The organism is Neolewinella aurantiaca (assembly GCF_008014675.1).
In the GTDB taxonomy this organism is placed as follows: Bacteria; Bacteroidota; Bacteroidia; order Chitinophagales; family Saprospiraceae; genus Neolewinella; species Neolewinella aurantiaca.
In genome coordinates, this window is the sequence record NZ_VOXD01000015.1 from 107,440 (window position 1) to 119,111 (window position 11,672).

The window sequence follows — 11,672 nt, forward strand, 5'->3', positions numbered from 1 at the left end:
AAACCTAGGTCTCAATAGTGACCTCCACCTGATTAGCTACTCTGATCGGGTTATAAACAGCTACCGCCTCTCCCAGTACTTCGATGGATACTACGATAGAGTAGGGGACAGCCGCTTTCGTTCGATCCCAGCCTTTATGTCCCTGAATAGAAAGATTAAAGGTTTCTGATAACTCATGCGACCGCACAAACGCCCAGTCCTTTTGCAAGCTACTGTTATTTCGATTGATTTCTTTTACAGCACCGTAATCTGAACGTCTCCTGATTTTCCAAGGGAAGCCATCCAGGTCATCCCTGGTCCCAGACTCGTAGGAGTTTTCTTCTCCGTTAATCGAGCGAAGCGCATAATCAGAAAAAGACTCGGCGGATTCTCCCATCTTACTGGGGAGCCAGTCAAGCCAGGTTCCTAAGTATGATTTTGTCTTTTGTCGGGTTCGCCGAACTTCAGCAGTATAGGCCAGCGTAACTTCAATAAGTACCTCAAAATCATATTCGGGAGAGCGGACTTCCTCCGGGATAGTAATTGAATACAAATGTCCCTCTTCGGCTGAAATCTCGCCCGAGTGGTAAAAAGTAACTCTATTTACCGCGTTGTCTGTAAGCCGGTCAAGCGTGGGAATCCCGTAGCCAAACTTAGAAATACAAAGGCGGGTTGGGTTCCGAAAAGAGTCACCGGGTAAACGAGCACTTTGTACAATCAAGGCGCGCATCAAATTAGGCCCCTCTTCTGGGTAAAGTTCTTTTACCTTGCCTGCTAAATAGGTGACATTAGGTGTAGCAAAAGAAGTCCCAACGGAATCTCTCCCCGTAGCACTTCCTCCTTGTAAAGTAGATCGCACTAATTCTGGAGAAAGCGTTTTATGTTCACGAACCCGGCCAGTAGCAAACTTTGAATCAACTAACCCTCCACCGTAGGTTACTACATCAGGTTTTACCATACCCCATATGCCCGGACCATAGCGCGTAAAGGGAGAGGGCTCGTCTTCTCTGCCTAGTGATGTATGGGTATGGTCTTCGAAAGAAGCGTGATTAACCGACCCCACCACTAGGGAAAAGCTACTTTGTCCGGGGTTCGCTATCCTACAAGCGGGCCTTTCTAGGTAGTCTGGATAAGCGCGTCCAGCATGTAGGTGACCATTAATACTATGGAGACTGGTATTCCCAGTAGAAATTATGAACAGAACTTCTGCTTGGTGGATAAGCTTATCTAGGGTAGCAGCCCAGGTAGACATGTGCTTCTTGCGAAACGGAGCACGTGAGGAAATGGAAAGATTAAAAATGGATAGATCGGCATGGTCGCCAACGATCTCTTCCATCAATGCTGCCGGGAATCTAGCCGTGAGTTTATTATCCTTATCGAGTACCCGCAGATTACGAAGGAAAAACGGTAGCTGGTAGGGCGAAACCATGTTTGATACACCTTCCGGATATAAGACTCGCCCGGCCACCTTAGTCCCGTGGCCGCCTCCCTGAACATAATCCGCCGTAGAGGCATCCTGGGTGTACGATACGGAACGCGTTCCATCAATGGCCGGAGCAAGCAACCGGTGGCCTTCCATAATGCCGCTATCGACAACCCCAATCTCCACTGAGGTTTCGGAAGGAGGGAGAACAGTTAAATCAGCTGCGACCTCCACATCAGTAGCTGTCACTGAAAGAGAAATATCGTCCTTCTCCGCGACCTCGAATACGTAAGGGTAGTTATGGACAAGGTCTTTGAGCCCCATACCGGTTAGCATTACTTCACAAGCGAAGCTGTCGTTGTTATCGACGAGGCTACTGGTCAGTTCACCGTAGTGACTAATGAAGGTTTCAAAGTGTTCTTGACGCTTCATCAAGGCCTCATCCCGCGCATCCAATGCTTGATAATGCTTGGCTAATCTCGTTTCACCTCCTTGCTTATCCGGATCTGGTGCTGCCGGAATCGGCACGTCAAAAGCGATACCGACTTCAACGGTGTAAGTAGCCGCGTCGTCAATCTCTCCCCATTGTTCCAGTAGCTCTGCGGATAGTACATGCTCTGGCTTCCAGGCTTCCCGGTCTCCAACCGTAATGGACCACAAATCCGCAACCTTTCCACTTCCGTGAACCTTATAGGCAAATCCCTGAATCTTTTCTGAAAGAGAAACCAGTTCGTCATACGAAGAACCTATTATGAAGCCATCCGCTTCCTCCGAAATAACCTCTATGCCAAGTGTGCGAAGGTCCGCATCACTTGATATCAAGCCAGGTTTAACTTCGAGGAATACAGGAATTGTAGTTGGGTCTAAAGAAGCGAGCCCTTCAGTGTCTCTTTGCTTAATATCTTGAATCCAGTCAGCTTTCTCTTGAGTGACACGCTCTGTTAACTGCTGGGAATGGCCCGCACGGTTTTGCTTGTTTGCTTCGGATCGTTGATGAGGGCCAACACGTCCAATTCGGCGTGGTTCGCCAACAATTGAACGGACAAAAGTTAAATGGGGGAATTGGGGCATTTTACAGGTGGCTATTCAGTCGGTTCTCTTTCAACACCTTGTCTAAATCAGCGGAGGAGATGGACGAGCGGGCCGTAATGACAGCTTCCTTCGCGGCGTCTTGCGCTACTTTAACGATGATGGCATAGGATAGCCCAACTAACCGTTTAGCGTAGGCTTTCAGGTCTACCGTAGCATCAAGAGTAAGGGCGGAGAAAGACATTTTTAAAATCTCGCGTACTTGCGCCAGTTCGGGCTTGGGCATTTCAATTAAATCGTCAAACCTGCGGAAAAGTGCTTTGTCCAAACTGTCCTCCAGATTGGTTGTAGCAATCAAAATTCCCTCCCCATTATACTCTTCTAGGAGGCCAAGCAGTACGTTGACAATACGATGAATCTCGCCGACATCGTTTGCGCTTAAATCCCGTTGCTTTCCAATGATGTCAAACTCATCCAGCAACAAAACGCAGGGGTAGTTGCGCGTGCTTTCCAGCAAACTGTGCAAGTTCGCAGCCGACTCCCCGAGGTAAGAAGATATAATAGAATCGAACCGAACTTTATAAAAGGGTAGGCCGAGTTCCCAGGCAATTTTTTCTGCCGCCATACTCTTTCCGCAGCCAGAGGGCCCGTAAAGTAAAACCCGTTTCCTCGGTTGTAGACCGAAATGAGCTAAGCGTTCCCTCCCTGAATACTCTTTTACAATACGACCAAGCTTCTCCGCCACCTTAGGGGGGAGAACCATCTTGTGCCGTAAATGATCCCGCTCAATATGGGTGGCTAAGGGGAGTTGATGGCGACGATCAAGAGGGACTTTGAAAGTACCTTCTTTGACGGGTTTAAGGGTGCGCGGTGCGCCAGAGCGCGTGCCTTTCTTCAGCTTGTCGTCCAGAATACTGCGCAACTTTGCCGCAACCTTTGTGTGTCCACGTCGGTCTTCGTCCTCGATTATACTGTACGCGACCTTTAGCAGGGCAGCGTTGCGATCCCCGTCTATCGTTTTAAAAAGCCGTGTTAGTAAGGACTGATTCATATTACGTCAAGCTCAGTTCTGTAAAAATACGATAGTACACTCAATTCATTGCATTCCGTTACGGCTTATTTTACAGAGCGAAAGGTGTAGGCTATGACCTCAAATCCTGGACCGTAGACGGTGAAGAACTGTACATCGAAGTGAAAACGACGACGGGGGGAATCAATACGCCCTGCTACCTAAGTGCCAATGAGCTGGCTTACGCCGAGCTACCCGAGAACAAAAGCCGGTACGTCGTCTACCGAATTTATGACTATAGCCAGTGCTGCAAGACCGGGAAATGCTTCATTATACGTAGCGGCGCTCAATCCATCGCAAAGGAGTGTACGGCCTTCAAGTGTCGATACAGCGGAAAGGCGTAACCTACGCCCCGCTCCTCTCAACCCTCCACCGCACCTGCGGCCCCGCCCACCAAATTTTAAATAGCCTAAACTTGTCTCAATCCCTCTTCTCGATAAAATCTGGAACTTCGACCACGTCCCCCCCCCGATGATGCCAGCAGGCAAAAGAATAAGTAAATACTAGGAGAAACTTGGATTACAGCGTAATAGTTAAGCGAACCGGTAACCTTCTAGGTTACAGATATTCCTTTATCCCTAAATCTTCCGTTTCTTCGCGCCATGGCCGTAAAAAAATCAGAACTATACCGCTCCCTCTGGGAAAGCTGCGACGAGCTACGGGGCTCCATGGATGCCAGCCAGTACAAAGACTACGTGCTCGTACTGCTATTCATCAAATACGTCTCCGATCGCTATACCGGCCAGCCCTTCGGGGCTATCACCATCCCCGAAGGTGCCAGCTTCAACGATATGCGCAAGCTTAAGGGCAAAAGCGACATCGGCGACCGCATCAACAAAGAGATCATCAAACCCCTCTTTGCTGCCAACAAACTGGCCATCAATCAGGGGGCCGACTTCGACGACGACAGCAAACTCGGCACCGGAAAGGCCAAAGTAGAACGACTCACCAACCTGGTCGCCATCTTCGAAAAACCGGAACTCGATTTCAGCGGTAACGGTGCCGCCGGAGACGACATCCTCGGCGATGCCTACGAGTACCTCATGCGCCACTTTGCCCAAGACAGCGGTAAAAGCAAAGGTCAGTTCTACACGCCTTCCGAAGTTAGTCGCATCCTGGCGGGTATCCTCAATATGCAGCCCGAAGAACTCGGCGCCAAAACCACCGCCTTCGATCCCGCCTGCGGCAGTGGATCTCTTCTGCTCAAACTGGCCGAGGCCGCCGACGGCAAAATCGACATCTACGGCCAGGAAAACGACAGCGCCACCACCGTGCTCGCCCGCATGAACGTCGTGTTGCACGATATGCCCGGAGCCCTCCACGAAATCAAAAACGGCAATACCCTCGCCGACCCCAAACACCTCGAAGGCCGCCACCTCAAACAGTTCGATTTCGTCGTCGCCAACCCGCCCTTCAGTTACAAAAGTTGGACCAACGGCGTCAACCCCGATAACGATCCCTTCGAGCGCTTCAGCGGCTACGGGGTACCGCCAACCAAAAACGGCGACTACGCCTGGGTACTTCACATCATCAAGTGCCTCAAAGCCACCGGCCGCGCCGCCGTCATCCTGCCCCACGGCGTCCTCTTCCGGGGCAACGCCGAAGCCGGTATCCGCCGCGCCATCCTGGAGCGTGGCCTGCTCGCGGGTGTCATCGGCCTGCCCGCCAACCTCTTCTACGGCACCGGAATTCCCGCCTGTATTCTCTTGCTCGATCGTAAAGGTGCCACCGACCGCAGCGAAGTCTTTATGCTCGACGCCAGCAACAGCTACATAAAGGATGGTAACAAAAACCGCCTGCGCGAGCGCGACATCCACCGTATCGTCGACGTATTCACCAACCGCCGCACCGAAGCTGGCTACAGCCGCAGCGTACCCGTCAGCGAAATCGCCGACGAGCAAAACGACTACAACCTCAACCTGCCCCGCTACCTCGACACCCGCCAGCGGGCCGACGACCAGGACATCGACGGACACCTTCGCGGCGGCATCCCCGTCGCCGATATCGACACCCTCAGCCCCTACTGGGCCGTCTTCCCCAACCTCCGTACCGAACTGTTCGAACCCCACCGCCCCGGCTACCTTCAGCTCAAAACCGACCGTTCCCAGCTCCGCCCCACCATCCTGGCCCACCCGGAGTTCCAAAGCTTCCGCCAACGTATGCGCAAGGTGTTCATGAACTGGCGCGGCCGCTGGTGCAATGAATTGGATAAATGGGCAATGGGCGACAACCCCAAAGACCTGCTCCACCGGATCAGCGAAGACCTCCTCGCAACCTACGCCGACCAGCCCCTCACCGAGCCCTACGCCGTCTACCAGCACCTGCTCGACTATTGGAACGAAACCCTCCAGGACGACCTCTACCTCATCAGTACCGACGGCTGGGACCAACCCGCCCGCCAGGCCTACCGCAAAACCAAAACCACCAAAACCAAAGGCAAAACCAAGGTCTCCGACGTCAAAGGCCCCCACGGCCTCGAGTCCAAGCTACTTCCCGCCCGCTACCTCATTGCCCGCTTCTTCGCCGAAGAGCAGGCCCAGCTCGACGCCCTCAACGCCGACCTCGAAACCGCCACCGCCACCAAAAACGAACTCGCCGAAGAACACGGCACCGAAGACGGCCTACTCTCCGAACCCGACAGCCTCACTAAAACCAACGTAAACAAATTCCTCACGGCCATCAAGAAAGACCCCGACATGACCGAAGAACGAGCCGCCGCCGAAGCCTTCATCGCCGCCTGCAACCGCGAGTCCGCCGCGAAGAAAGGCATCAAAGACCTCGAAACCACCATCGAAAACGAACTCCCCGAAACCTACGCCAACCTCACCGACGAAGAAGTCAAAACCCTCGTCGTCGAAGACAAATGGCTCGCCCACCTCGACGCTGCCATCACCGCCGAGCTCGACCGCGCCGGCCAAACCCTCGCCAACCGCCTCACCGTCCTCAGCGAACGCTACGCCGACACCCTGCCCCAACTCAGTCTGGCCGCCGACGGCCTCGAAGCCAAAGTCATCGCTCACCTCAAAAACATGGGCTACGCATGGAAGTAAGGAAAGGATATAAACGGACGGAAGTGGGGGTGATTCCGGTGGATTGGGAGTTGGTTTCTTTAGGAAACCTAATGGTCTTCAAAAACGGTATAAATGCCTCAAAAGAAAGATACGGAAGTGGAGTGAAATTTATTAACGTACTAGATATTCTAAGTAATGCACCAATTACATATGATAGTATTATCGGAAAGGTTCAAGTTTCAAATAGTGAGGTTGAATCTTATAAAATATCTTACGGCGACATTCTTTTCCAGCGTAGTTCGGAGACAATAGAAGATGCAGCTCAGAGCAACATCTATGTTGAGAAAGAGAAGACGGCAGTATTTGGTGGTTTTGTGATTGCTGGACGTAAAAATGGAGACTACAATCCATTTTATGTAAATTACCAGCTGAAGTCAAACAGTTCCCGAAAAGAATTAACAAGTCAATGCGGAGGTAGTACCAGATACAACATTGGTCAAAAGGGACTCAGTACTGTCAAAATCCCCCTCCCCCCCACCAAAACCGAACAACGCGCCATCGCCACCGCCCTCTCCGAAGCCGACGCCTACGTCGCCGCCCTCGAAGCCCTCATCGCCAAAAAACGGCAGGTCAAACAGGGCGTGATGAAAGAGGTGCTGACGCCGGGGGTGGGGTGGCGGGAGGTGCGGGTAAAAGACCATGTTTTTTTTCAGGAGGGACCGGGAGTAAGAAAATGGCAATTCACTGATAGAGGCGTTAAACTACTAAATGGTACGAATATCCAAAAAGGGGTTCTTGATTTGTCGAACACTAACAGATTTATTTCTGAAGAGTTAGCATATGGGCAATATGCTCATTTTCTTGTTGACTGTGGTGATATACTTATTGCTTGCTCTGGTATTAGTGTAGACAGATTCGAGGAGAAAGTATCTATTGCTGAAGAATGGCACCTTCCTTTATGCTTAAACACGAGCACTATGCGGTTCAAAGTCAATGAAGATGAGGTGGATAAGATGTTTTTCTTCCATTTTCTGAAATCTCAATTATTTAAACAACAAATAGGAGGAGCTGCAACAGGCAGCGCTCAACTGAATTTTGGTCCTTCTCATGTAGAGAAGGTTTATATGCGATGTCCTCCCAAACCAGAACAAACTCGCATCGCCACCCTCCTGTCCGCCCTCGACGAAGAACTGACCGCTCTAGAAGCTCAGTTGGCCAAAGCGCGGGCGGTCAAGACGGGGATGCTAGCGGATTTGCTGACGGGGCGGGTGCGGTTGGTGTAACGGCTTTTCACGCTGCGCCCTCAACGTAAACGGCGGGCGGTAGGGCGGTAAACGCTGGGACCTCCGCCCGTACCTGGTTCTGCAGCACCTGCCGGGCCGTCTTCAGAATCGCTTTGTCCCGTTTGTTCAGTTTCTTATTCGAGTCGTGGGGGTAGCGGTCACCGATGTCCGCTCCGGCATCATCTTCCACCCGCACCGAAAAGTGCCAGTAGTTTGAGCGGCACGGCGTGTGACGTACGCGCAGCGTAGCGTGGAAGCGTTCCCCTTGAAAATCAAACGGAAAGCGGTGATCGTTTACGTCCTCAATGAGCAGCGTATAAAGCGTGAGCGGAGCCTGGTGGGTAAATTCCGCCGTAGTTGGTGGCTCTGCTACCGTTTGTCCAGGGCTCCAGCCCTCAAAAACAAGGTAGTTGCGCCGGTTTTCATCGCCTATCCGCAAACGATAGTTGTAGTGCTCAGGGCAAAAATTACCGAGCAAGGAGGTGGAAACATCCTTCGTGTTTTTTGTGAACTTCTCGATGTACTCCTCTTGTGCTGGGAGCTCCGTCACCGGGTCGAAGAACTGCTCGGGTGGCAGGTCGTGCCAGCGCAACAAACTAAGCGCGGCAACGGGCGCCTCATTAGCGCGGAGCAGCTTGTAGTTTGGGGCAGGAATCAGTACTTCGGGGTAGTGCATCGGTGCGGGTGAAGATACGTTAGCCTACCACATCTGGCATAAATTCCTTCAAAATTACCGGCCACTTATCGTATTTGTTTGAAATCGACCGGCGGCCTTCGTAGCGGCTGTAGGTCAGGTAGAACTCCCGCTCTTCCGCCTCGAGGCTGATGCGCAAGAAGTCTTTACGCTGCTTATCTCCGTTCACCCGTGCGATGATGATGTCGCCATCCTCATTTGTGGAAGCGGTTACTGCAGTAAAGTCTTCGTTAAAAGCCATCAAACTTATGCCTAGAGAAAAGACAGCAAACCGTGTTTTGGAAAGTTCTTCGTCTTCCGTTTTTTGACCTAAAATCTCATTAACGACTGCCGCAATCTTAGCCTTCGCTGGCTCAAATTTGGCCAACAGCCGCTGCCGCAACACATCCGTTTCGTACTGTGGTACCGCTGATGTATAGTAGTCTGAGGTAGAAACCACTGCGGGATTAACCATGGGCCGCTCCGTACGGATTTCCGTAGGCGCGCCAAATAGTGCAACCGCCATAGGGATACCGATAGTCGAAAACTGTAGCAAGTCCATAATATCAGCGTTTTAAGGTTACTCGTAAACGGGGTGGAATCCTTCAACGAAGACCTCCGGAAGAAGTTCGCCAAAAAGGATTTCCTTATTCAAACGATGCAAAGAACTAAAAAAGTTCAGTATGTCGTCGTTGGTAGCGTCCGCAGTCGGGGGTAATACCCGGTGTAGAGCGGTATCAATGATGCCGTAAGGTTGCTCATCTTCCTTGATCAGGTTCTGGCTGGAAGTCAGGTTGATCACCGCCTGAACCCCCTCCCGGAACAGTACCCAACGAACGGTCTGAGACATCTCTTTCCAGTGGGGTAGGGTTTGGGGTTCAAAATGGTTAACCAGACCAAACACATCGTCGGTTGGTATGTGATTAACGTAACGGATCGATGTCCTGGTGGGTTTTACCAACTCATCCTCCAGAATTTTCGGTAGCGTCTTTTCCAAAAGCGGAAGGTAAGTACTTGCCCATCCGGGGTAAGTGCCGGAAACATTAAACACTACGCTTCCCTCATTGATCGTCAGCTGGAACGGTCCACACGTAAGCATCGGAATGGATGTCGCCCGGGCACTAATCTGCTGCCAGTTGAAGCTGAAGCTCGCAGCATTATTAACAGCCGGAAACACCCAGTCACCCCGTAAACGCTCGTAGATCATGCCGGGCAAAAGCTCCGCGGCAACGTTGGGCGTAAACCACAGCTCAACGATAGCGTCGTGCAGAAACGGAGTTTGAAGTGATTTCGGAATGCGCTGCATTATTCAGGATTAGTAATCAAAGGTAGGAAACTGAGGGCTAATGCCCCTTCGGATATTTCTCCAATCAAACATCAGTGATTACACTCAAGCCCCTGCAAACCTACTTTATCTAGTGACCAGACGTTAAGTTGATAACCACCAAACTTTCCGGAGGAACAGAGTTGCTCCCACTGCTGATGAATCATCAAATCGCCCAGCCCCATGCGATCTACGTACTGTGGTAAGCGGGTAAGAAAGTTGGCAACATCATCTCGTTCCGGAAAATCCATGATGATGAACGGAGCATCTCCGCTAAGCGAATCCGTGATAAACTTGGCAAGCTTAGTCGCCCACGCAGCCCGTAAGCCTGGGGCCATCTTATAGGCCCAGTTGCCCGTTTCAATGATGGTCGTCAGTGGAATGGCGAAGCGATGGCCAGCCCTTATCCGTTCTTCAAAAGCCGCAACAATGGCTTCCCGATCCTGGCTCCGATCGGGGTGCTCGAGTACGTTTAATAAGACGGAAGTGTCAACGATCCAGATGATGGGCTTCGGCATAATACAGCGCGCAGGTTACTTATTCTGTGATTGATTCCAACCAGGCTAGTCCTTCCTTTACCCGTTGCTGCGGCTGTTTTTTCATTTTTGCGTAGCGATCGATCAGCCCCTTAGTCAGTAGTTCCCCCAGGCTACCCTGTAAGATTAGAGAAGGGTAGTTGTCGATGTCTGCCATTCGGACCAACTGACTGTCTCCCTTTTCCGGCGCACGGTAACAGAAAACAACGTCGGGAATACTGTCATCGGGCAGCGCATCCAGCAGCGCAGGGTTATGGCTACTGATGAGCACGGAGAGCTTACGCTGCTGGGCCAGTGCCCGCACGGCCTGTAGAAGCATATGCGCCCGGCTGGGGTGGAGACCGTTGTCGATCTCTTCAATAATAACCAAACTTCCGGTAGGGGCCGTCAGCATGGCGGTCGCAAAGGCCAGCACCCGCAGTGTTCCGTCGGAAAGTAGCGTAGCATCCACCTTTCGCTCCTGCCCTCCGAAGGTTTCAACGGCCTGTAGCAATACGTCACCTTTTGCCCCGCTTAGAAACGAAAAGCCCGTAATGGCCTGCTCGGGTAAACTGCTGACGAACGTAAGTAAGGCTTTGCGGTCTTTATCATCTCCTCGCTCCCACAGCCGATAGAGCATCGCGCTCAAGTTGGAGCCGTCTCCCCGAAGAATACGCTCGGACAGATAGCTGGACTCCCGCATCTTGTGTGGTGTTGGGTCAAGAAACAGTATGCCCGCCAGTTGCTGCTGGGTATCGGCGCAGAGGCGGGGAATAGTCTTAATGGCCTTCTCGTGAGTCGCCGCAAAACGTGCCGGACTGTCTAACTGTAAAAAAATGGCTTTCTGATCGGTAGCGGGGAGTTGAGGCTTTTTTCCGCCACTCGCGAAGTTGTTGTAAGCCACCCGCAGCGTCGTCCTGTCACCACTACTTTTACTGGCCGTAGCGTATAGGGGGTAGGGCATACCATCTGCCTTGTATTGAAACATTTCTTCCCTGCTGATATGAAGCTCCTGGTCTGCCCGTCGCTCAATATCAATCTCCAGATGATTAAACTCCTCCCGGTCAAACTGACACCCCAGGGAAAAGGAGTCCTGATCAAACCGGAAAAGATCGGCGACGGTGCCGCGTACAATACGGTCATCATCGTTATTTACCAGGTACTGTAAATGACTCAACTGTTGTCCCTGCGCCAGCCAACTCAGAAAACGCAGCGCCTCCAGTGCGTTACTTTTGCCGGAAGCATTCGCCCCGATCAAAACAGTCAGGGGAGCTAACGGTAGTTCCGCGCTGACGTAGCTTTTGAAATCGGCAAGGGTGATTTTATTAATCATAACGTAATACTAACGTTCCTAAAGGTAGAACGT

Annotated in this window: 10 protein-coding genes; 3 read left to right on the forward strand and 7 right to left on the reverse strand. The window is 51.7% G+C overall.

Annotated elements, in window-relative coordinates; translation table 11 throughout:
• Positions 1-4 precede the first annotated feature (4 nt).
• Both FUA23_RS11290 and FUA23_RS11295 read right to left on the reverse strand, forming a co-directional pair.
• On the reverse strand, positions 5-2,473 hold the full coding sequence (locus FUA23_RS11290) for a S8 family peptidase (protein WP_147930847.1): 2,469 nt from the start codon (positions 2,471-2,473) through the stop codon (positions 5-7).
• Position 2,474: 1 nt separating this feature from the next.
• The gene (locus FUA23_RS11295) at positions 2,475-3,482 is read right to left on the reverse strand and encodes an AAA family ATPase (RefSeq protein ID WP_147930848.1); all 1,008 of its coding nucleotides are present in this window, start codon (positions 3,480-3,482) and stop codon (positions 2,475-2,477) included.
• Between the two features lie 47 nt (positions 3,483-3,529).
• On the opposite strand from FUA23_RS11295, the gene FUA23_RS23110 reads away from it, so the two are divergent.
• The 3 genes from FUA23_RS23110 (at position 3,530) to FUA23_RS11310 (ending at position 7,794) form a co-directional block, all read left to right on the forward strand.
• A complete protein-coding gene (locus tag FUA23_RS23110; protein WP_147930875.1) occupies positions 3,530-3,844 on the forward strand; it encodes a DUF3883 domain-containing protein in 315 nt (104 codons plus the stop codon).
• 258 nt (positions 3,845-4,102) lie between these two features.
• Positions 4,103-6,550 (forward strand): type I restriction-modification system subunit M, encoded by a 2,448-nt coding sequence (locus FUA23_RS11305; RefSeq protein WP_147930849.1) that lies wholly within the window; start codon positions 4,103-4,105, stop codon positions 6,548-6,550.
• On the forward strand, positions 6,541-7,794 hold the full coding sequence (locus FUA23_RS11310) for a restriction endonuclease subunit S (RefSeq protein WP_147930850.1): 1,254 nt from the start codon (positions 6,541-6,543) through the stop codon (positions 7,792-7,794). The genes FUA23_RS11305 and FUA23_RS11310 overlap by 10 nt, the downstream gene beginning before the upstream one ends.
• A 7-nt stretch (positions 7,795-7,801) precedes the next feature.
• Here the strand turns inward: FUA23_RS11310 and FUA23_RS11315 are convergent, their stop codons facing one another.
• The 5 genes from FUA23_RS11315 to FUA23_RS11335 form a co-directional block, all read right to left on the reverse strand.
• A complete protein-coding gene (locus tag FUA23_RS11315; protein ID WP_147930851.1) occupies positions 7,802-8,470 on the reverse strand; it encodes a hypothetical protein in 669 nt (222 codons plus the stop codon).
• Positions 8,471-8,489: 19 nt separating this feature from the next.
• Entirely contained in the window at positions 8,490-9,029 is a 540-nt protein-coding gene (locus FUA23_RS11320; protein ID WP_147930852.1) for a hypothetical protein, read from the reverse strand.
• A gap of 18 nt (positions 9,030-9,047) precedes the next feature.
• Positions 9,048-9,773, reverse strand: a complete 726-nt coding sequence (locus FUA23_RS11325) for a TIGR04255 family protein (RefSeq protein WP_147930853.1) — start codon at positions 9,771-9,773, stop codon at positions 9,048-9,050.
• A 71-nt stretch (positions 9,774-9,844) separates the two neighbouring features.
• Complete coding sequence (locus FUA23_RS11330) at positions 9,845-10,309, reverse strand: hypothetical protein (protein WP_147930854.1); 465 nt, start codon at positions 10,307-10,309, stop codon at positions 9,845-9,847.
• Positions 10,310-10,328: 19 nt separating this feature from the next.
• Complete coding sequence (locus FUA23_RS11335; protein WP_147930855.1) at positions 10,329-11,639, reverse strand: AAA family ATPase; 1,311 nt, start codon at positions 11,637-11,639, stop codon at positions 10,329-10,331.
• Positions 11,640-11,672 lie beyond the last annotated feature (33 nt).

What these genes read in the sequence shown, in the direction of transcription:
- FUA23_RS11315 (WP_147930851.1), bottom strand. Translation starts at nt 8,470, where the DNA reads ATGCACTACCCCGAAGTACTGATTCCTGCCCCAAACTACAAGCTGCTC.
- FUA23_RS11295 (WP_147930848.1), bottom strand. Translation starts at nt 3,482, where the DNA reads ATGAATCAGTCCTTACTAACACGGCTTTTTAAAACGATAGACGGGGAT.
- FUA23_RS11335 (WP_147930855.1), bottom strand. Translation starts at nt 11,639, where the DNA reads ATGATTAATAAAATCACCCTTGCCGATTTCAAAAGCTACGTCAGCGCG.
- FUA23_RS11325 (WP_147930853.1), bottom strand. Translation starts at nt 9,773, where the DNA reads ATGCAGCGCATTCCGAAATCACTTCAAACTCCGTTTCTGCACGACGCT.
- FUA23_RS11310 (WP_147930850.1), top strand. Translation starts at nt 6,541, where the DNA reads ATGGAAGTAAGGAAAGGATATAAACGGACGGAAGTGGGGGTGATTCCG.
- FUA23_RS11305 (WP_147930849.1), top strand. Translation starts at nt 4,103, where the DNA reads ATGGCCGTAAAAAAATCAGAACTATACCGCTCCCTCTGGGAAAGCTGC.
- FUA23_RS11290 (WP_147930847.1), bottom strand. Translation starts at nt 2,473, where the DNA reads ATGCCCCAATTCCCCCATTTAACTTTTGTCCGTTCAATTGTTGGCGAA.
- FUA23_RS11320 (WP_147930852.1), bottom strand. Translation starts at nt 9,029, where the DNA reads ATGGACTTGCTACAGTTTTCGACTATCGGTATCCCTATGGCGGTTGCA.
- FUA23_RS11330 (WP_147930854.1), bottom strand. Translation starts at nt 10,309, where the DNA reads ATGCCGAAGCCCATCATCTGGATCGTTGACACTTCCGTCTTATTAAAC.